The sequence below is a fragment of the Tabrizicola sp. genome (assembly GCF_041911175.1).
In the GTDB taxonomy this organism is placed as follows: Bacteria; Pseudomonadota; Alphaproteobacteria; order Rhodobacterales; family Rhodobacteraceae; genus Tabrizicola.
In genome coordinates, this window is the sequence record NZ_JAYRPN010000045.1 from 1 (window position 1) to 20,439 (window position 20,439).

General features: G+C 67.3%; 20 protein-coding genes. 7 read left to right on the forward strand and 13 right to left on the reverse strand.

Annotation, left to right across the window (positions count from 1 at the left end):
• Positions 1-44: 44 nt before the first annotated feature.
• The 13 genes from ACE3P6_RS06030 to hpaR form a co-directional block, all read right to left on the reverse strand.
• Positions 45-359: a Dabb family protein gene (locus tag ACE3P6_RS06030; RefSeq protein WP_374392705.1), complete on the reverse strand. Its 315-nt coding sequence runs from the start codon at positions 357-359 to the stop codon at positions 45-47.
• Complete coding sequence (locus tag ACE3P6_RS06035; protein WP_374392707.1) at positions 356-1,936, reverse strand: GMC family oxidoreductase; 1,581 nt, start codon at positions 1,934-1,936, stop codon at positions 356-358. Before ACE3P6_RS06035 ends, ACE3P6_RS06030 begins: the two co-directional genes overlap by 4 nt.
• 191 nt (positions 1,937-2,127) lie before the next feature.
• Positions 2,128-2,889, reverse strand: a complete 762-nt coding sequence (locus tag ACE3P6_RS06040) for a 3-ketoacyl-ACP reductase (protein ID WP_374392709.1) — start codon at positions 2,887-2,889, stop codon at positions 2,128-2,130.
• Entirely contained in the window at positions 2,886-4,373 is a 1,488-nt protein-coding gene (locus ACE3P6_RS06045) for an FAD-dependent oxidoreductase (RefSeq protein ID WP_374392711.1), read from the reverse strand. The genes ACE3P6_RS06040 and ACE3P6_RS06045 overlap by 4 nt, the downstream gene beginning before the upstream one ends.
• A complete protein-coding gene (locus ACE3P6_RS06050) occupies positions 4,374-5,483 on the reverse strand; it encodes an ABC transporter ATP-binding protein (RefSeq protein ID WP_374392714.1) in 1,110 nt (369 codons plus the stop codon).
• A 4-nt stretch (positions 5,484-5,487) separates the two neighbouring features.
• On the reverse strand, positions 5,488-6,366 hold the full coding sequence (locus tag ACE3P6_RS06055) for a carbohydrate ABC transporter permease (protein ID WP_374392716.1): 879 nt from the start codon (positions 6,364-6,366) through the stop codon (positions 5,488-5,490).
• Positions 6,363-7,259 carry a carbohydrate ABC transporter permease gene (locus ACE3P6_RS06060; RefSeq protein ID WP_374392719.1) on the reverse strand — a complete coding sequence of 299 codons (897 nt, stop codon included), beginning with the start codon at positions 7,257-7,259 and terminating at the stop codon, positions 6,363-6,365. The genes ACE3P6_RS06055 and ACE3P6_RS06060 overlap by 4 nt, the downstream gene beginning before the upstream one ends.
• Before the next feature lie 110 nt (positions 7,260-7,369).
• Positions 7,370-8,620 (reverse strand): ABC transporter substrate-binding protein, encoded by a 1,251-nt coding sequence (locus ACE3P6_RS06065; RefSeq protein WP_374392721.1) that lies wholly within the window; start codon positions 8,618-8,620, stop codon positions 7,370-7,372.
• A 36-nt stretch (positions 8,621-8,656) separates the two neighbouring features.
• On the reverse strand, positions 8,657-10,180 hold the full coding sequence (locus ACE3P6_RS06070) for an aldehyde dehydrogenase family protein (RefSeq protein ID WP_374392723.1): 1,524 nt from the start codon (positions 10,178-10,180) through the stop codon (positions 8,657-8,659).
• Position 10,181: 1 nt separating this feature from the next.
• The gene (locus tag ACE3P6_RS06075) at positions 10,182-10,949 is read right to left on the reverse strand and encodes an enoyl-CoA hydratase/isomerase family protein (protein ID WP_374392726.1); all 768 of its coding nucleotides are present in this window, start codon (positions 10,947-10,949) and stop codon (positions 10,182-10,184) included.
• Positions 10,946-12,517, reverse strand: a complete 1,572-nt coding sequence (locus ACE3P6_RS06080) for an acyl CoA:acetate/3-ketoacid CoA transferase (RefSeq protein WP_374392729.1) — start codon at positions 12,515-12,517, stop codon at positions 10,946-10,948. The genes ACE3P6_RS06075 and ACE3P6_RS06080 overlap by 4 nt, the downstream gene beginning before the upstream one ends.
• Entirely contained in the window at positions 12,514-13,515 is a 1,002-nt protein-coding gene (locus tag ACE3P6_RS06085; RefSeq protein ID WP_374392731.1) for a Gfo/Idh/MocA family protein, read from the reverse strand. Before ACE3P6_RS06085 ends, ACE3P6_RS06080 begins: the two co-directional genes overlap by 4 nt.
• A 94-nt stretch (positions 13,516-13,609) precedes the next feature.
• Complete coding sequence (hpaR, locus tag ACE3P6_RS06090; protein ID WP_374392733.1) at positions 13,610-14,089, reverse strand: homoprotocatechuate degradation operon regulator HpaR; 480 nt, start codon at positions 14,087-14,089, stop codon at positions 13,610-13,612.
• Positions 14,090-14,186: 97 nt separating this feature from the next.
• Here hpaR and ACE3P6_RS06095 point away from each other — a divergent pair, with 97 nt between their 5' ends.
• The 7 genes from ACE3P6_RS06095 to ACE3P6_RS06125 are packed head-to-tail and all read left to right on the forward strand — an operon-like array spanning position 14,187 to position 20,368.
• On the forward strand, positions 14,187-14,579 hold the full coding sequence (locus tag ACE3P6_RS06095; RefSeq protein WP_374392735.1) for a 5-carboxymethyl-2-hydroxymuconate isomerase: 393 nt from the start codon (positions 14,187-14,189) through the stop codon (positions 14,577-14,579).
• On the forward strand, positions 14,576-16,081 hold the full coding sequence (gene hpaE, locus ACE3P6_RS06100; RefSeq protein WP_374392737.1) for a 5-carboxymethyl-2-hydroxymuconate semialdehyde dehydrogenase: 1,506 nt from the start codon (positions 14,576-14,578) through the stop codon (positions 16,079-16,081). The genes ACE3P6_RS06095 and hpaE overlap by 4 nt, the downstream gene beginning before the upstream one ends.
• A gap of 12 nt (positions 16,082-16,093) precedes the next feature.
• Entirely contained in the window at positions 16,094-16,948 is an 855-nt protein-coding gene (gene hpaD / locus ACE3P6_RS06105) for a 3,4-dihydroxyphenylacetate 2,3-dioxygenase (RefSeq protein WP_374392740.1), read from the forward strand.
• 8 nt (positions 16,949-16,956) lie between these two features.
• Complete coding sequence (hpaD, locus tag ACE3P6_RS06110; protein ID WP_374392741.1) at positions 16,957-17,937, forward strand: 3,4-dihydroxyphenylacetate 2,3-dioxygenase; 981 nt, start codon at positions 16,957-16,959, stop codon at positions 17,935-17,937.
• Positions 17,934-18,800 (forward strand): fumarylacetoacetate hydrolase family protein, encoded by an 867-nt coding sequence (locus ACE3P6_RS06115; RefSeq protein ID WP_374392743.1) that lies wholly within the window; start codon positions 17,934-17,936, stop codon positions 18,798-18,800. The genes hpaD (ACE3P6_RS06110) and ACE3P6_RS06115 overlap by 4 nt, the downstream gene beginning before the upstream one ends.
• Entirely contained in the window at positions 18,797-19,597 is an 801-nt protein-coding gene (hpaH, locus tag ACE3P6_RS06120; RefSeq protein ID WP_374392745.1) for a 2-oxo-hept-4-ene-1,7-dioate hydratase, read from the forward strand. Before ACE3P6_RS06115 ends, hpaH begins: the two co-directional genes overlap by 4 nt.
• Before the next feature lie 3 nt (positions 19,598-19,600).
• Positions 19,601-20,368, forward strand: coding sequence for an aldolase/citrate lyase family protein (locus tag ACE3P6_RS06125; RefSeq protein ID WP_374392748.1), 768 nt, complete (start codon positions 19,601-19,603; stop codon positions 20,366-20,368).
• Positions 20,369-20,439: the final 71 nt, after the last annotated feature.

A 20,439-nucleotide genomic window follows, 5' to 3' on the forward strand; every position in this document is an offset into this window, starting at 1 on the left:
CCCCAAACCCCCAGAGAGTACTTCGGCCAAGAGGAAGGGAGGAGTCATGGCGCCCCCGGGATCGGCAGGTCGAAGACGAGGATGCCGTCGATCCCGCCCAGGGCAGCGGCAACGAGGGCGGCGCCCACGCGCTGGTGGTCGGGGTGGGACTGGTAGGCGGCGAGGGCTTGCCAATCGGTGAAGTCGACGGTGAAGCCGTGGAGATAGCCGCGCTCGATCTGCTCGGGGCTTTCGCTGCGGCCGGAGTGGATGGCGAGGATGCCGGGGAGGCGGAGCGCGTGGAGATCGGCGAAGATGGCATCGAGGTGGTCCTCGGTGACTTCCGGGCGGGCTTTGAGGAGGACGATGTGGCGGATCATCTTTGGGCTTCCTTGATCATGTCGGCGGCTTTCTCGGCGATCATGATGGTGGGGGCGTTGGTGTTGGAGGAGACGACGGTGGGCATGATCGAGGCGTCGACGACGCGGAGGTTGGCGATGCCGTTGAAGCGGAGCTGGGGGTCGACGACGGCCTCGGGGTCGGCGCCCATGCGGCAGGTGCCGGCGGGGTGGTGGTCGGTCTTGGCGTTCTTCACGGCGTAGTCGATGTAGTCCTCGTCGCTGCGGACTTCGGGGCCGGGGAGGCGTTCGGCGAGGACGAAGGATCTCAGGGCGGGCTGGCGCATGATTTCCTGCGCGAGTTTCAAGCCCTTGATCGACATCTCGCGGTCGTAGGGGTCGTCCCAGTAGTTCGGGTCGATCAGGGGGGCGGCCTTCGGGTCGGCTGATGCCAGGCGGACCGTGCCTCGGCTGCGGGGGCGGAGGAAGGCGGAGTTGAGGGTGACGCCGCCGGTCGGCATGGCGGCGACCCCGGCCTCGATCCCGGAGCCGAGGCCGAGGTGGAACTGGATGTCGGGGGAGCGGGCGGAGGGGTCGGCATACCAGAAGCCGCCGGTTTCGAAGAGTGAGGAGGCGACGGGGCCTTTCCTTGTGAGGAGGTATTGGAGGCCTGCGAGGGCCGACCAGTGGAGTTTCGCGTAGCGGTCGTACGTGTGGGGGCCGGTGCATTCGGCGATGACGAAGAGGTCGAGGTGGTCCTGCAGGTTGGCGCCCACCTGCGGGCGGTCGAGGACGACGGGGATGCCGAGGCGCTGGAGGTCGTCGGCCGGGCCGATGCCGGAGAGCTGCAGCAGGCGCGGCGAGCCGATGGCGCCGGAGGAGAGGATGACCTCGGTCGTGGCGCGGAGGATGCCGTCGGGAGTCTCGACGCCGACCGCCCTGCCCTTTTCGGTGACGATGCGCAGGACCTGCGCGCCGGTCTTCAGCGTCAGGTTCGGGCGGCGGAGGGCGGGCTTCAGGAAGGCGGTTGCGGCGGAGGAGCGGCGGTACCAGCGCTGGGTCAGCTGGTAGTAGCCGACGCCGTCCTGGCTTTCGCCGGTGAAATCGCGGTTGCGAGGGATGCCGATTTCGGCGGCGGCGGCGAAGTAGGCCTCGCAGATCGGCAGGGGCGCGCGGGGCTGGCTGACGCCGAGGGGACCATCCTTGCCGTGAAAGCGGTTTTCAAAGCTGTCGTTGACCTCGGACTTGCGAAAGTACGGGAGCACGTCCTCATAGCCCCAGCCGGTGCAACCCATCTGCCGCCAGTCCTCGTAGTCCAGCGCATTGCCGCGGGTGTAGAGCTGGGCGTTGATCGAGGAGCCGCCGCCGATCACCTTGGCCTGGGTGTAGCGGATCTGCATGCCCTTCATGTGGCGCTGCGGCACGGTCTGCCACCCCCAGGAGCCGATGCCCTTGGTCATCTTCGCGAAACCGGCGGGCAGGTGGTAGAACGGATGGCGGTCGCGGCCCCCGGCCTCAATGAGGAGGACCTTGGCGGCAGGGCTCTCTGACAGGCGGGCGGCGAGGACGCAGCCTGCGGAGCCGCCGCCGATGATGATGTAGTCGTAGCCTTCGGTCATGGGTGTCTCGCAGAGGGATGCCGGGCGCAGCGCCGGGCGAGAGGTGCCTCCCCTCCCCCGCGTGGGGAGGGGCTGGGGGTGGGGGGCGTCTGGCGGTGCGCAAGCCCCCCCACCCCGGCCCTCCCCCACAGTGGGGGGAGGGAGGTGCGAGTGTCCGTCCGTTGCGCGGGGTGATGGGCCGGGGGCATGGTTCACAGCCTTTCGATAGAGAGCCCGCCGTCGACGGGGATCACCGCGCCGGTGGCGAAGGCGAGTTGGCCGGTGATGAGGGGGATCACCGCCTGGCCGATGTCTGACGGCTGGCCCCAGCGTCCGGCGGGGACGAGGCCGCCCTCGATGCGGGCGGTGTAGCTGTCCTTCACGGCGGCGGTCATGCCGGTCTCGATGATGCCGGGGCGGAGTTCGAAGACGCCGATGCCGTGGGGCGCGAGGCGGAGGGCGAGGCTCTGCGCGGCCATCGAGGCGGCGGCCTTGGAGATGCAGTAGTCGGCACGCTCGGGGCTGGCCATCCGGGCGGAGACGGAGGTGACGAAGGTGAGCGAGCGGTAGTGGGGGCTTTGGGTGGCCAACATCCGTTTGGCGACCTGCTGGGCGAGGAAGAAAGCGCCTTTCAGGTTGATGTCCATGATCCAGTCGAGGTTCTCAGGTGTGATCTCCAGTATGTCGCCGCGAACCTTCGCCGCCACTCCGGCGTTCTGGATCAGGGCGTCGAGGGGGCCTTGCTGGGCTTCGATGTCGGCAAGGAGCGGGGGAATGGCGGCAAGGTCGGAAAGGTCGTGGCGGTAGTAGCGGGCGTCGGGGCCGAGGGAGGCGAGGACCGCCGTCACGGTCGGGTCATCGGGCGGGGGCAGCGAGGCGATGGCGAGGCGGAAACCTTGCTGGCTGAGCGCACGGGCGATGCCGAGCCCGATGCCCTGCTGGCCGCCGGTGACGAGGGCAAGCGGCGCGATCATGGCAGGGCCTTCGCGATGTGCTCGCCTGCACGCAGGGCCAGGGCGGCGATGGTGAGCGAGGGGTTCACGGCGGCGGAGGTCGGCAGGACCGAGGCGTCGCAGATGTAGAGGTTGTCGAGGTCATGCGCCTTGAGGTTCGGGTCTACGACCGAAGTCGCCGGATCCGCGCCCATGCGGTTGGTGCCGCATTGGTGCGAGGGCTTGGACTTCGGGAAACCCCGCGACAGGGTGATCGGCCAGCCGGCCTTGCGCATCGCCTGTTTCAGGCGCTGGACGAGGAGGTCGTGCGCCTTGGTGTTCGTCTTGCGCCAGTCGAGCACCACCTCGCCATTGCGCCAGAGCACGCGGGAGTTGGGGTCGGGCAGGTCCTCGGACATGGCCATGATGTGAATCGAATGGTTCGCGATGTGGTGGGAGAGCCAGAGGGGGAGGCCGGATTCGCCCGCCAGGATCGGGCCGGTGATGCGGCCGAGCATCTGGATATTGCCGAGGGGTTCGCCGTTCGGACCGCCGGTCAGGTAGAAGTCATTGACCTGGATGGTCTTCTCATAGGTGGTGCGGTTCCTGCGAAAGGGGTTCAGAGCGACCATGCCGGTCAGGTTGTGGTTCATGAAGTTGCGGCCGACCTGGTCGGAGCGGTTGGCAAGGCCGGTGGGGTGGTCGTCGTTGGCACTGGCGAGGAGGAGGGCGGAGGAGAGGATCGCTCCGGCGGAGAGGACCACGATGGGGGCCGTCAGGCGCTGCGGGCCATCGGAACGTTCCAACTCGACACCCGTGATCCGCCGCCCCTGCGCGAGGAGGCGCGTGACCCTGGCGCCGGTCATCAGGGTGACGTTGGGGTGCTTCAGCGCCTCGGCCAGGGCGCAGCTTTCGGCGTCGGATTTGGCGCCGGTGGTGTCGGGGAAGGCGTCCCAGCCGGTCGGCGCGCGGTTCAGCCAGGCGTCGATGTCGACGCCGAGCGGGAGGGCGGAGACATGCAGGCCCTGCGCCTGGAAGGCAGCGCGGAGGCGTTGGATGTCGGGCTCGTCCGGGACGGGCGGGAAAGGATAGGGGGCGGAATGCGGCGGCTCGGTGGGGTCGTTCGCCACGTCTCCCCGGACTCGGTAGAGCGTTTCGGCCCTGGAGTAGAAGGGTTCGAGGTCGGAATAGGGGATGGGCCAGCCGGGGGTGGTGCCCTCGATGTGTCGGAGGGGGGCGAAATCCTCGGCCCGGTAGCGCAGGAGGACGGCGCCGTAGAACTTGGTATTGCCGCCGACATAGGCGTAGTTGCCGGGGTGCAGGGCCGCGCCGGAGATGTCGCGCCAGGTCTCGTTCGGCTTGAAATGGCCACGCTGGAAGATGGCGGCGGGATCGCGGGCCTCGGGGCTGTCTCGCAGGTAGTCGCCGCGTTCCAGGATCAGGATGCGGCGGCCGGTCGGGGCCAGGGCGGCGGCGAGGGTCGCGCCGCCCATGCCGGAGCCGATGATGATCACGTCCGGTTGCATTCAGGCGATCCGGTCCTCGGTCGCGGGGTCGAAGGCGACGGCTTTCTCCATGTTCACCGCGAAGTCGAAGACCTGCCCGGCGGCGACATTGGCGTCGGCGCGCATCCGGGCGATGGCGTCCTTGCCGGAAAGGGTCATGGTGACGAAGGTGTCGGCCCCGGCGGGTTCGGTGACGGTGACGCGGTTCTTCAGCGCGACGATGTTGGCGGACTTGCGGTCGGCGCCTTCCGGGTCGGTAATCGCCTCGGGGCGGATGCCGAGAAGGATGGGCTTGCCCTCCCATTTCGCGAGGCCGGGCTGGGAGAAGCGCAGGCGCTGGACCAGGCCTTCGGCATCGGTGACGGCGGCATGGGGATGCCCCCCTTCGATGACCACGGTGGCGGGGACGATGTTCATCGCCGGGCTGCCCATGAAGGTGGCGACGAAGACGTTGGCGGGGGTGTCGTAGATCTCCTTGGGCGTGCCGAGTTGCTGGACGAACCCCTTGTTCATCACCGCGATGCGGGTGGACAGCGTCATCGCCTCGATCTGGTCGTGGGTGACGTAGACGATGGTGGTCTTGAGGTTGTGGTGCAGCTTCTTGATCTCGGTCCGCATGTCGACGCGGAGTTTCGCGTCGAGGTTGGAGAGCGGTTCGTCGAAGAGGAAGACATCGGGGTTCCTGACCAGCGCCCGGCCCATCGCGACGCGCTGGCGCTGGCCGCCGGAGAGCTGGCCGGGCTTGCGGTCAAGCAGGTGGTCGATCTGGAGCAGTTTGGCGACGGAGGCCAGAGCCTTGTCTCGATCGGGCTTCGGGACCCCGTGCATCTCAAGCCCGAAGGTCATGTTCTGGCCGACGGTCATGTTGGGATACAAAGCATAGCTCTGGAACACCATCGCGATGTTGCGCCTGGACGGGTGGACGCCGTTCACCACGCGGTTGCGGATGGCGATCTCGCCGCCGGTGATGGCTTCCAGCCCCGCGATCATGTTCAGAAGGGTGGACTTGCCGCAGCCGGAAGGGCCGACGAGGACCAGGAACTCGCCCTCCTCGACCGCGATGTCGACGCGGTGCAGGACCTCTACGTTGCCGTAGGACTTGGTGACGTTGCGGATGTCGAGAAAGCCCATCGGGTCAGCCTTTCACAGAGCCTGCCATCAGCCCGCGCACGAAGTAGCGGCCTGCGACGATGTAGACGAAGAGGGTGGGAAGCGCGGCCAGGATCGCGCCCGCGAAATGGACGTTGTATTCCTTCACGCCGGTCGAGGACTGGACGAGGTTGTTCAGCGCAACGGTCATCGGCTGCGAGGTGCCGCCGAAGGAGACGCCGAACAGGAAGTCGTTCCAGATGTTGGTGAACTGCCAGATCACCGAAACCACCGCGATGGGGCCGGAGACCGGCAGGAGGATGCGCCAGAAGATGCGGAAGAACCCGGCGCCGTCGATCTGGGCGGCGCGGATCAACTCGGTCGGGAAGGAGGCGTAGTAGTTGCGGAAGTAGAGCGTGGTGAAGCCGATCCCGTAGACGACATGGACGAGGATCAGGCCGGGAACCGAGCCCGCGAGGCCGAGCTTGCCGAGGACCACGGCCATCGGGATCAGCACGATCTGGAACGGGATGAAGCAGGAGAAAAGCATCAGCCCGAAAACCCAGGTATCGCCCCGGAAGCGCCATTTGGTCAGCACATAGCCGTTCAGCGCGCCGACGATGGTCGAGATGGCGACAGCGGGGACGACCATCAGGATCGAGTTCAGGAAATAGGGCTTAAGGCCGGTCGGTTCGACCCCGATCTGGGCGGTCGACCAGGCGGAACGCCAGGCGTCCAAAGTCCAGGTCTGCGGCAGGGCCATCATGTTGCCGCCGGTGATTTCCGGCAACGGCTTCAGCGAGTTCACTCCCATGACGTAGAGCGGCAGCAGGTAGAAGAGCGCGAAGAGGATCAGGATGAGGTAGAGGAAGGCGCGGGTGACGCGGCCGGTGGAGACTGCGGTGTCCTGGGTGACGGCGCTCATGCCTTCTTCTCCTTCAGCTCGGCGTAGAGGTAGGGCACCATGATCGCGGCGATGGTCATCAGCATGATCACGGCACTGGACGCGCCGATGCCCATCTGGTTGCGGGTGAAGGTGTAGGAATACATGAAGGTCGCGGGCATCTCGGTGGCCCGTCCCGGCCCGCCGCCGGTCAGCGCGATGACGAGGTCATAGGACTTGATCGCCAGGTGGCTGAGGATGACGAAGGCACTGAGGAAGGCAGGGCGCAGGAGCGGGATCACGATCCGCCGGTACAGCTGCCAGTTCGAGGCGCCGTCGATCTGCGCGGCCTTCAGGATTTCGTTGTCGATGCCCCTGAGGCCCGCAAGAAACATCGCCATCACGAATCCGCTCGTCTGCCACACTGCAGCGATGACGATGGTATAAAGCGCCATCTCGCCATCCTTGATCCAGGTGAAGGAGAACGACTCCCAACCCCAGAGATGCATGATCTTCTCCAGCCCGATGCCGGGGTCGAGGAACCATTTCCAGGCGGTGCCGGTGACGATGAAGGAAAGCGCCATCGGGTAGAGGTAGATCGGGCGCAGCACGCCCTCACCGCGGATCTTCTGGTCCAGGAAGATCGCCAGCATCAGGCCGATCAGGGTGCAGATGACGATGTAGAGCGTGGCGAAGATCGCGATGTTGACGATCGCGGTGTTCCAGGCGGGCAGCGCGAAGAGCTTCCGGTAGTTCTCGAAGCCGACCCAGTCGTATTTGGGCAGCATCTTCGAGCCGGTGAAGCTGAGCACGATGGTGAAGAGGATGAAGCCGTAGACGAAGAGGAGCGTCACGGCGAAGGAGGGCGCAAGGACGAGCTTCGGCAGCCAGTCCTGCAGCTTCGTGCGGAAATCGGCCTCGGTCGTGGCCATCATCGTCCTCCCTCGGGTTCAAGCGGGCCAAAATCCTTGAGTAAGGATTTTGACAAATTCCTTGCTTAAGGAATTTGGGGCGGGGGCGACGGGTGCCGCCCCCTTCTCTCAGGTCACTGCGCGGCGGCGACGGCGTCGGCCAGGGCCTTGGCCGCCGTGGCGCCATCGGCATATTCGCCGTTGAAGGCCGCGGTGATCACGTCATAGGTGGCGTTCTTCACCGCCGCAGGCGCGGCATGGCCATGTGCCATCGAGCCGTAGAGCGTGCCGTTGGTCGACGCCTCGGCCAGGTCCACCATGCCCTTCTTGCCGCAGTCGTCGAAGGCGTCGTTCGGCACGTCGGTGCGGGCCGGGACCGAGCCCTTGACCACGTTGAACGCCGACTGGAAGGCCGGGTCCATGATCGCCTTGGCCATCGCGACCTGGGCTTCCTGCTTGGCCGGGTCGGTCTGGTTGAACATCGCGAACTGGTCGGAGTTGAAGGTCACCGACCCTTGGGTGCCCGGGAAGCGGATGCAGACGAAATCGGTGCCGGGCACCTTGCCGGCCTTCAGGAACTCGCCCTTGGCCCAGTCGCCCATCATCTGCATCCCGGCCTCGCCGTTGATCACCATCGCCGAGGCGAGGTTCCAGTCGCGGCCCGAGAAGTTGTCGTCGACGTAGGAGCGCAGCTTGATCAGGTGGTCGAAGGCGGTGGCCATTTCCGGCCCGCCCAGGGCGGCGGGGTCGAGGTCGATGAAGGCCTTCTTGTAAAGATCTCCACCCATGCCGAGCACGACTCCGTCGAAGATGGTGGCTTCCTGCCAGGGCTGGCCGCCGTGGGCGAGCGGGGTGATCCCGGCTTCCTTCATCTTGTCGAGGACGGCCACCAGCTCGTCCCAGGTCGTCGGCGCGGCAAGGCCGGTGGCGTCGAGTGCGGCTTTGTTGATCCAGACCCAGTTGGTCGAATGGACGTTCACCGGCGCGGCGACCCACTTGCCGTCATAGGTCGAGAAGGCCTGCAGCGCGGCGGGAACGACCTTGTCCCAGCCCTCGGCCTGGGCGGTGGCGGTCAGGTCGGCGAGCGCGCCTTCCTTGGCCCAGTCCTGGATGTCGAAGCCCAGCATCTGCACGGCGGTCGGCGGATCGCCTGCCGTGACGCGGGCGCGAAGCGCGGTCATCGCCGCCTCGCCGCCGCCCCCGGCGACGGGCATGTCGACCCAGCCGGTCCCGGCCTTGGCCAGGTTGTCCTTCAGCACGTTCAGCGCGGCGGCCTCACCGCCGGATGTCCACCAGTGCAGCACTTCCACGTCTTCCGCGAAGCCGATCGAGGTGGTCAGCACCAGGGCCGCCGCAGCGGTCATCGTCTTTCCGAACAGGCGCATTGTGGTTCCTCCCGTTTTGCGCATCGTTGCCCGCCGTCAGCGGGGTCTTACCCAAGGCGCGCGCGTGCGGCCGATCCGCATCACCAGCGACTTGATCTCCATGAACTCGTCCAGCCCGTAGCGGCCGATCTCTCGGCCAAGGCCCGATTGCTTGACGCCCCCGAAGGTCACTTCCGGGAAGCCATCCATCCAGGTGTTCGTCCAGACCGTGCCCGCCTGCGCTTGCCTTGCGAAGGTCAGGCAGGTGTGGACGTTTTCGCTCCAGACGCCTGCGCTCAGACCGTAGTCGGCATCGTTCACCAGTTTCAGCGCTTCGTCCAGCGTGCGGAAGGTGAGGACGGTCAGGACCGGGCCGAAGACCTCCTCGCGGGCGATGGGCATGTCGGGGGTGACGTTGGTGACGACGGTCGGGGCGTAGAATTGCGGGCCGAGGCCGGGGATTTGCAACGGCTTGCCCCCAAGCGCGACTTTCGCCCCGGCGTTGCGGGCGGCAGTGACGTAGCCGTCGATCTTCGCACCGTGTTCCGGGCTGACGATGGCGCCGACCTGGGTCGCGGGGTCGAGCGGGTCGCCGAAGGCCACCTGCCGCGAAAGCTCTACGACGCAGTCGGTGAAGGTTTCGGCGATATCCTCATGCACGATGATCCGGCTGCCGGAGTTGCAGCACTGGCCGGTGTTGAAATAGACGCCGAAGGTGACGGCATCGGCGGCGGAGTCGAGGTCGGCGTCGGGAAAGATCACCTGCGGGTTCTTGCCGCCAAGCTCCAGCGCGACCTTCTTCAGCGTGCCCGAAGCCGCCGCCGCGATCCCCTTGCCCACGGCGGTGGAGCCGGTGAAGGTGATCATGTCCACGCGGGGGTCGCTGGCCAAGGTGGCGCCGACCGGCTGGCCGAGGCCGAGGACGATGTTGACGACACCGGCGGGTAGGCCCGCTTCGGCGAGCAGGTCGCCCAGCATGGCCGTGGTCGAGGGGGTGAGTTCCGAGGGTTTCACCACGCAGGTGCAGCCAGCGGCGAGGGCGAAGGGAAGTTTCTGGGACAGGATCCAGAAGGGGAAGTTCCAGGGGGTGATGATCGAGACGACGCCGATGGGTTCCTTCAGCACCACGGCCAGCATGTCGGCGCCCAGCGCGTTGTGGCTATCGCCATGCAGCGTGCGGGCCAGCGCGGCGGCATAGCGCCAGAGATCGGCGGCGCCGGAAACCTCGCCCCGCGCCTGGGTGATCGGCTTGCCGCTCTCCAGCGTCTCGATCAGCGCCATGCGGTCCACGTTGGCCTCGATCAGGTCGGCGACTTTCAGCAGGACCGTGGCGCGGGCCTTGCCGGACAGTGCGCTCCAGCGGCCATCGTCGAAGGCGGCGCGGGCGGCGGCGATGGCGGCTTCCGCCTCGGCCTTGCCGCCCTTGGCCGCGCGGCTGACCACCGTACCATGCGAGGGCGAGAGGCGTTCGGTAGTCGCGCCGTCGGCACTGTCCTGCCACAGGCCGTCGATCAGGTGGCGGGCCTGGAAGACCGGCGGGAGGGTCGCGTTGATGGCGGGGATCAGGGTCAGGTCGAGCATCTCAGGTCCCCGGGAATTCGGCTTTGCGTTTCTGTTGGAAGGCGGCGACGCCCTCCTGCCGGTCGGCGCTGGCGGCGATGGCGGCAGAGCCCAGCGCCTCGATCAGCGCCGCGCTGTCCTCGCCCCGGCCTGCATGGATCATCGCCTTGGTGATCTCGGTCGCGCGGGGGGAAAGGGTGGCGGCTTTCTCGGCGATCTCCTGCGCGGTCGCGCGCACGTCCTCGGCAACCTCGGCGACGAAGCCGCAGGACAAAAGCCGGTCCGCCCCGATCCGGCGACCGAAGAGGGCCATTTCCTTGACCATACCCTCCGGGACCAGCCGCGCCAGCCGCTGCGAGCCGGACCAGCCGGGGACGATGCCGACCCCGGCCTCGGGCAGGGCGATGGTGGCTTTCGGGGTGATCAGCCGGATGTCGCAGGCGGCGGCGAGTTCCAGCCCGCCGCCGAAGGCATGGCCGTTCAGCGCGGCGATGGTGGGTTTCGCCAGCCGCGCCAGCCGGTCGAAGATGCGGTGGCCGCCGCGCACCCAGTTCCGGGCGAAGTCGGCAGGCGACAGGCCGCCCCAGGCGTTGATGTCGGCGCCGGAGCAGAAGGCCTTTTCGCCCTCGCCCGTCACGATCACGGCCCGCACTTCCGGGCGGCCCTCGATCACCTCCAGATGGCTGGCAAACTGGGACAACATCTCGACCGTGAAGCAGTTGAGCTTCGCCGGGTTGTCCAGCCGCAGCTCGGCCACCGGCCCGGCGATGTGCAGGCGCACGCCGGTCATGGCTGCCACCCCATCGGGCCTTCTGCCAGCAGCGACAGCGGCATGGTGGTGGCATTCTCGGCCACCGTCACCCGGCCCTGGCTGGCGCCGACAATGTCCCGCGCGGGGTCGATGCCCGGCATGATCTCGGTCGCGACCAGCCCCCTGTCAGTCGACCGGATCACGCAGCGTTCGGTGATGTAGAGCACTTCCTGCCCCGTGGCGCGGGCGCGGGAGCCCGAGAAGGTGACGTGTTCGACCTTTTCGACCATCTTGCAGAACTTGCCGGGGGTGGCGACGGTCAGCCCCCCTGCCCCGATCCGCACGTCCGCCCCGGCCTCGAACCAGCCGGAGAAGACGATCTTGCGGGCGTGGGCGGTGATGTCCACGAACCCGCCGCAACCGGCAGTCAGGTAGGGCTTCTTGCCCAGTTTCGAGACGTTGACGTTGCCTTCCACGTCGATCTCGAGGAACGAGAGGAACGACATATCGAAGCCTGCGCCCTGAAAGTAGATGAACTGCTGCGGCGAGGGGATGTAGCCCCAGGCATTCGAGGCGCAGCCGAAGGCGAAACCGGTCAAGGGCATACCGCCAACGGCGCCCTGCTCGATGGCCCAGGTCACGGCCTCGGGATGGCCCTCTTCCAGCAGGATACGGGGGACCATCGCCGAGATGCCAAAGCCGAGGTTGGCAGTCTGGCCCTTGCGCAGTTCCATCGCGGCGCGGCGGGCGATGATCTTTTCGACGCCGTGTTCGGCGAGGGTGAAGCTGGACCAGGGACGCATGATCTGGCCGGAGATCGCCGGGTCGTAAGGCGTCTCGGTGGTCTGGCGCTGGTCGGGGTCGAGGACGATGAGATCGACCAGATGGCCCGGCACGCGCACGTCATGCGGGCGGAGCGAGCCTGCAGCGGTCAGGCGGCTGACCTGCGCGATGACGAGGCCCCGGTTGTTGCGCGCGGCGATGGCCTGTTCGAGGCCGCCAAGATAGGCGCCTTCGTGTTCGTAGGTGAGGTTGCCGTTCTCATCCGCCGTGGTGGCGCGCAGGATGCAGACATCGGGCTGGATGTTGGGGAAGTGGAGCCAGGTCTCGCCGTCGAAGTCGACGCGCTTCACGATGGGGTCGGCAGCCCCGCGCGCGTTCATTGCGCAGCCTTCGCGGACCGGGTCGGCGAAGGTGTCCATCCCGACCTTGGTCAGTACGCCGGGGCGGCGGGCGGCGGCCTCGCGGTGCATGTCGAAGAGGATGCCGGAGGGGACGTTGTAGGCGGCGACGCGATCCTCGACGATCATCTTCCAGATCCCGGGCATCGGCAGGTTGGAGGAGCCTGACGGGTAGGAGCCCGCCAGAACGCGGGCCAGAAGCCCATCCTGCGCGATCCAGTCCATGCCCTTGACGCCATACATGTCGCCCGCCGCGATGGGGTGGAGCGTTGTGATGCCCCGCGGATGGCCCTCGGCGCGGAAGCGGTCGCCCAGGGCCTTCAGCACCAGGTCCGGACAGCCGAGCGCCGAGGAGGAGGAGACGGTGACGACGGCCGCGTCCTTGATGCGCGCGACGGCCTCGGACGGAGAGACGAGCTTCCTCATGCGGCCCTCGGGATATCGACGGTCTGGCGGGTGCCGGTCTGCGCGGCGGTGCGGACGGCCAGAGCCACGGCCAGCGAGGCGACACCGTCCCAGCCGGTCGCGGCGGGCTGGCCCCGGCCTTCGGTGGCTGCAAGGAAATCGGTCAGTCCCTGCGCGTAGAGGTCGTGCTGCGGATAAGGCACCGCCTCCCGCCCCTGCCCCGTCACCAGTTCGATCTCGCCCAGCGGGCGCTGGGTCATCACGCCGCGCGCGAAGATCGAGCCTTCGGTGCCGTGCACCTCCAGCCCCGACCCGGCAAAGGGATGGGTGAAGCTTTCGTGGCTTTGCACCATCGCGCCGGAGGGCATGGTCCAGACCGACATGGCGCTGTCCTCCACCCCCTGCCCCATGCCGGAAGCGGACATCTGCGCCACGACCGTCAGCGGGTCTTCCCCCAGCAGGAAGCGCGCCACGTCGGCGTCGTGGACGGTGATGTCGGGAATCACCCCGCCACCTGCGGAGGCATCCTTGATCCGCCAGCCCTGCAGGCTCGCGGGCAGGTGGACAGCGTGGAACAGGCGGAGCGACAACACGCGCCCGATGCGGCCACGGGCGATGAGGTCGCGGATGGCGCGGTGACTGCCAGAGCAGCGCAGGTGGTGGTTGGTGGCGAAGGTCAGGCCTGCGGCATCCGCCGCGCGGACCATTTCGGATGCTTCGGCGACGGTCATCGCCAGCGGCTTTTCGCACAGCACATGCTTGCCCGCCCGGATCGCGGCAAGCGCCTGCGCATGGTGCTTTTCGTTGGTCGAGGAGATGTAGACCGCGCCGATGGTCGGGTCCTCCAGCAGCAGCGACAGCGCGGTACCGTGGGCCGGAATGCCCTGCGCGCGGGCGAAATCCGCCGCGCGCGCCTCGGTCGTGCTGACGATGCCCGCCACGGTTCCGCCGGTCGCGCGGATGGCCCCGATCATGAACTGCTCGGCAATCGTGCTTGCCCCGATCAGACCCCAGCGCATGATTCCCTCGGCTAATTTGGATCGTTCCAAACAAATAGTGGAACGATCCAAACATCGTCAAGCGAATCTTTCTTCAAGACGAAAGGTCCGCCTCTCAGCGCTTGGGTTTCCGGCCCGGTTCCGGGGTTCCAGACCGCAGGTCGAGCTTCTGGAGGTCTTCCAGCAGGTCCAACAGCTGCTCCAGCCGGTCATGTCCGATCTGCGCCTCGATCCGGCCCAGGATCGCCGCCGATTGCCCGGCATGGGCATTGACCAGCGCCAGCCCGGCGGGGGTGATCGCGACCACCGTCTTGCGCCGATCCTCGGGCGGGGTGGCACGGGTAATGAGCCCCTCGTCCACCATCGGTCCGACCATGCGGGTCAGGCTGGAGAGCAGGAGCACCGCCTCGGCTGCGACCTGGCTCAGCTCTTGCGGGCCCTTTTCCTGCAGGACCCGCAGCACGCGCCATTTCTGTTCGTTCACCCCGGAACTGGCCAGCATGTCGCGCACCGGACCCATGACGGTTTCCCGTGCGCGAAGCAGCGCGATGGGCAGCGAACGGCGGGTCTGGCGGAAGGCGGGGGCGTCGGTCATGCCCGGCTTATCGCTTGTTTCTGGCATGGGCTCAACCGTTGCGAAATTACTTGACAAAGCAAGTATCCTGCCGCTGACTGGCAACAGGAGGCTCTCGATGCCGCATATACAGATCGACTATTCCGCCAATCTTGAAACGCGCCTCGATGTCGCAGGCCTGTGCCGGGTGTTGCGCGATGCGGCGGTGGCGACGGGGGTGCTGCCGCTCGCGGGCATACGGGTGCGGGCGATCAGGGCCGATCATGTGGTGATCGCCGATGGCAACCCGGACCATGCCTACCTGGATATCTCGGTCCGCCTGCGCGGCGGGCGGACGACCGAGGCGAAGGCCGCCGCTACCGCCGCGATCTTCGCCGCAGCCGAGGCCTATTGCGCCGAGGTGATGGCGACATCCTCCTTCATGCTGTCGATGGAGATGCGCGACATCGACCCCACGCTGTCGCCCAAGGCCAGCTCGATCCGCAACTACCTGCCGGGAGGCACCGAATGACGCTTCAGACCCATCTGGAAAAGCTCGACCGCCATCTGGCGCGGTTCCGCGAGGGCGGGATCCCGAACCTGATCGACGGGAAGGATGCCGAGGGGTCGGGCGGCACATTCCAGACGCATTCGCCGGTGGACGAGAGCCTGATCGCCGAGGTCGCGCGGGGGACGGCGGCGGACATTGACCGGGCGGCCGAGGCGGCGAAGGCGGCCTTCCCGGCCTGGGCGGCGCTGTCGGGCGACAAGCGCAAGCAGGTGCTGCACCGGATCGCCGACGGGATCGAGGCGCGGGCCGAGGAGATTGCGCTCTGCGAATGCTGGGACACCGGGCAGGCCTGGCGCTTCATGTCGAAGGCGGCGCTGCGGGGGGCGGAGAATTTCCGCTATTTCGCCGACCTTGCGCCCAGCGCCAGGGACGGCAAGACCCTGCCGACGAAGGACCACCTGAACGTGACCTCGCGCCGTCCCATCGGGCCGGTGGGGGTGATCACGCCCTGGAACACGCCGTTCATGCTGTCGACCTGGAAGATCGCCCCTGCCCTCGCGGCAGGTTGCACGGTCGTCCACAAGCCCGCCGAGTTCTCGCCGCTGACCGCGCGCCTGTTGGCGGAGATATGCCATGAGGCGGGGCTGCCGCCGGGTGTGCTGAACCTGGTGAACGGAATGGGCGAGGATGCCGGGCGCGCGCTGACCGAGCATCCGGCGATCAAGGCCATCGGCTTCGTCGGCGAAAGCCGGACCGGCAGCATGATCATGAAGCAGGGCGCCGACACGCTGAAGCGGGTGCATTTCGAGCTGGGCGGCAAGAACCCGGTGGTGGTCTTCGATGATGCCGATCTGGACCGCGCGCTGGATGCGGTGATCTTCATGATCTACTCGCTGAACGGTGAGCGCTGCACGTCGTCCTCGCGCCTGCTGGTGCAGGAAAGCATCGCCGTGGAGTTCCATGCGCGGCTGGCCGACCGGGTGAACCGGATCAGGGTCGGGCATCCGCTGGACCCCGAGACGGAAATGGGCCCGCTGATCCACAAGACCCATTTCGACAAGGTCACCTCCTATGTCGGCATCGGCGAGGCTGACGGTGCCAAGCTGGCCGCCGGGGGACATCGCGTCGGCGACAAGGGCTGGTTCGTCCGCCCCACCCTCTTCACCGGGGCGACCCCCCAGATGCGGATCGCGCAGGAAGAGGTGTTCGGCCCCTTCCTCACCTCGCTGACCTTCAAGGACGAGGCCGAGGCGCTGGAGATCGCCAACTCCACCGCCTACGGGCTGACCGGCTATCTCTGGACCAGTGACCTGACCCGCGCGCTCCGCTTCTCCGACGCGCTGGAGGCCGGGATGATCTGGGTGAACAGCGAAAACGTCCGCCACCTGCCCACCCCCTTCGGCGGGGTCAAGGCCAGCGGCATCGGGCGCGACGGCGGCGACTGGTCCTTCGAGTTCTACATGGAACAGAAGAACACCGCTTTCGCCCTTGGCAGTCACAAGATCCAGCGGCTTGGCGCCTGAAGGGGGAAGGTCATGGGAGAGATCGTTCTGGCGGCGAAATGCACGCATGTGCCGACGATGCTGATGTCCGAACAGGACGGGCCGGTGAAGGGCAAGCGGCAGGCGGCCATCGACGGGCATCTGGAAATCGCCCGCCGCGCCAAGGCGTTGGGGGCGGATACCGTGGTGATCTGCGACACCCATTGGGTGATCAACGCGGGCTTCCACATCAACGCCAACCATCGGTTCCGCGGGCTCTTCACCTCGAACGAATTCCCGCAGTTCATCCAGAACATGCCCTTCGACCATGAGGGCAACCCCGCCCTTGGCGACGCCATCGCCAAAGCCGCGACCGAGGCGGGGGTCTATACGCTGGCCCATCACCTCGACACGCTGGAATGCGAATACGGCACGCTGGTGCCGCTGCATTTCATGGGCCGGGCGCACAAGATGAAGGTCGTCTCCATCGCCGCCTGGTGCACGGTGCACAGCCATGACGAAAGCCGGGTGGTGGGCGAGGCGATCCGCACGGCGGTCGAGGCATCGGACAGCAAGGTGCTGCTTATCGCCTCCGGCTCCCTGTCGCACAAGATCTGGCCGAACCGGGACTATGCGGCGAACAACGGCACGTTCACCATTTCCAGCGAGTTCAACCGGCAGGTCGACCTGCATGTGCTGGACATGTGGCAGCGCGGCGACCATGCCACCTTCCTGAAGATGCTGCCGGACTACGCGCAGTTCTGCTGTGGCGAAGGCTCGATGCACGACACGGCGATGCTGTATGGCGCGCTTGGCTGGGACCGCTACACCGCGAAATGCGAGGTGGTGACGCCCTATTTCCCCTCGTCCGGCACCGGCCAGACCAACGTGATCTTCCCTGTCAACTGAGGCCCGCCATGCCCGTCCCCGCCCCGAACCTGAACCCGCCCTTCAACACTGTTCGCCTGTCCCATGTCGAATTCGGCGTGACCGACCTGGCCCGCAGCCGCGCCTTCTATGTCGATACTTTGGGCCTGCAGGTGACGGACGAGACCGCCGACACCATCTGGCTGCGCGCGCTGGAGGAGCGGGGGCACCACTGCCTTGTCCTGCGGAAATCCGACCGGGCCGAGGCCCGCGACCTGGGCTTCAAGGTCTGGGACGAAGACCACCTCGACCGCGCCGCCGCCTTCTTCGCCGCCAAGGGCCTGCCGGTCGACTGGGTCGATCGCCCCTATCAGGACCGGACCTTCCGCACCCGCGACCCCCAGGGCATCCCGCTGGAGCTTTACGCCCGGATGGACCGCCTGCCGCCGATCCACCAGCAGTATGCGCTCTACAAGGGCGTGAAGCCGCTCAGGATCGACCATTTCAACTGCTTCTCGCCCGATGTCGATGCCTCGGTCGCCTTCTGGAACGAGATCGGCTTCCGCGTCACCGAATATACTGAGGACGAGGCGACCGGCCGGCTCTGGGCCGCCTGGACCCACCGCAAGGGCGGCGTCCATGACATCGCCTTCACCAACGGCACCGGACCGCGTCTGCACCATACCGCCTTCTGGGTCCCGACCCCCCTGAACATCATCGACCTTCTCGACCTGATGTCCACCACCGGCTGGCTGGCCAACATCGAGCGGGGCCCCGGCCGCCACGGCATCTCCAACGCCTTCTTTCTCTACATCCGCGACCCCGACGGCCATCGGATCGAGATCTATTGCTCCGATTACCAGACCGTGGACCCGGACCTGGAGCCGATCCGCTGGGACCTGAAGGACCCGCAGCGCCAGACGCTCTGGGGCGCCCCTGCCCCGCGCAGCTGGTTCGAGGAGGGGAGTTTGTTCGCCGGAACCACGCCCGTCCCTGCCACCCTCTCCGCCAGCCCGATCATCGCGCCATGATGCTGGTCACGTTCACTGCCGGGAGCCGACAGCACTGGGGCACTACCGCACCGGGCGGAGTCCTGTCACTCTCCGAAACCTTCCCGCAATGGCGCACGCTGCGGGGCGTGATCGAGGCGGGCGCAATCCCGCAGGTGCTTGCCGCAGCAAAGGGCCGCCCCGCCAGCCACCCCGACGGCAGCTTCACTTGGGAGCCGCCGATCCCCGACCCGGAGAAGATCATCTGCGTCGGCGTCAACTTCCCCGACCGCAATGCCGAATACAAGGACGGGCAGGACGCGCCGCCCAACATGTCGCTCTTCATCCGCTTCCCGCGCAGCTTCACCGGGCATGGGGAACCGCTGATCCGCCCGCCGGAAAGCCCGCAACTCGACTACGAAGGCGAGATCGCCGTGGTCATCGGCAAGCCGGGCCGCCGCATCCCGGAGGCCGAGGCGCTGAGCCATATCGCCGCCCTCACCATCTGCAACGAAGGCACGATCCGCGACTGGGTGCGGCACGCCAAGTTCAACGTGACGCAGGGCAAGAACTGGGACCGCTCGGGTGCGATGGGACCGGGCCTTGTCCCCTTCACCGACCCCGCCCAGATCACCGACATCCGGCTGACGACCCGCGTCAACAGCGAGGTGCGCCAGCAGGACCGCACCTCCCGCATGATCTTCCCCATCGCCCGCCAGATCGCCTATATCTCCACCTTCACCACCCTTGTCTCCGGCGACATCATCGTCACCGGCACCCCCACCGGCGCGGGCGCCCGTTTCGACCCGCCCATCTGGCTAAGGCCCGGCGACGTGGTCGAGGTCGAAGCGAAAGGCCTTGGCATCTTGCGGAACACCATCGCGGATGAAAGAACCGGCGGATGACACCCAAGGACCACCGCGCCGCCGCCCTTGCCCTCCTCGACGCCGAGGCGACCCGGCGGCAGATCGGCCTCCTGTCGCTCGCCCATCCCGGCATGACGCTGGACGACGCCTATGCCGTACAGGCCGACGTTATCGCCCTGAAACTGGCCGCCGGGAGGCACCGCGTCGGCTGGAAGATCGGCCTAACCTCCCGCGCGATGCAGGAGGCGCTGAAGATCGACACGCCCGACTCCGGCGTCCTGCTGGACGACATGGTCTTCCAGGACGGCGCGACGGTTCCGAAAAACCGTTTCATCCAGCCGAGGGTCGAGGCCGAGATCGCCTTCCTGATGGCGCATGATCTCTCCGGCGCCAGCATCACCCGCGAGGAGGTGATCGCCGCCACCGCCCATGTCGCCCCTTCGCTGGAAATCCTGGACACCCGCATCCTGCGCAGCGACCCGGCGACGGGTCAGGCGCGGATCATCACTGACACCGTCGGCGACAATGCCGCCAATGCCGGGGTCGTCCTCGGCCCCCAGCGCCACACGCTCGACAGCCATGACCTCCGCAGGGTCGGCGCCATCGTCAAGCGCGATGGGGTGGTCGAGGAGACCGGCCTCGGCGCGGGCGTGCTGGACGATCCCGTCACCGGGATTCTCTGGCTTGTGCAAAGGCTTGCTCGCTATGGCCAGGGCCTCTCGGCGGGCGATATCGTCCTGTCCGGCAGCTTCATCCGTCCGATCGAGGCCCCGCCCGGCAGCCGGTTCCACGCCGATTTCGGCACTTTCGGTCAAGTCACCCTCAACTTCGAGTAATCCATGCCCGCGCCCCTGAACCGCCTGAAACTCCGCCTTGCCGCTGGCGAAACCGTCTATGGCTGCTGGGTCGGGATGGCCGACCCCTATGCCGCCGAAATGGCCGCGACCTGCGGCTTCGACTGGCTGCTGATCGACGGCGAACACGCACCGAACGACCTGCGCTCGACGATGGCGCAGCTGGCGGTGGTGGAGCCCTCGCCCTCGCTGCCGGTGGTGCGGCTCCGCGACGACGACCCGGCGCGGATCAAGCAGGCGCTGGATGCAGGCGCGCAGAGCCTGCTGATCCCGATCATCGAGACCGCCGAACAGGCCGAGCAGGCATTGCGCGCCACCCGCTACCCGCCGGAGGGCATCCGGGGGGTGGGGTCGTCGCTGGCCCGCGCCTCGCGGTTCTCAAGCGTCCCGGACTACCTCACCACGGCGAACGACCAGATCTGCCTGATCCTGCAAGTCGAAAGCCGGGCGGGCCTTGCCGCGCTGGACGATATTCTGGCCCTGCCCGGCATCGACTGCGTCTTCATCGGCCCCGCCGACCTTGCCGCCGACATGGGGCATCTCGGGAACGCCGCCCACCCCGAGGTTCGCGCGGCCGTTCTGGACGCGATTTCGCGCATCGCCGCCTCCGGCAAGGCCGCCGGGATGCTGTCGACCGAGGACGGCTTCATCAACGATTGCGTGCAGGCCGGTGCGCGTTTTGTCGGCGTCGGGATCGACGTGCTGGCCTATGTCGGCGCGCTCAGGGCGCGGGCGCGGCAGTTCATCCGCTGAGGCTCCTCGTTCGCCTTCGGCTCCTCGTCGCGGGCGGTTCCGAGAAGAAGCCGAAGGCGCACGACGAGGCG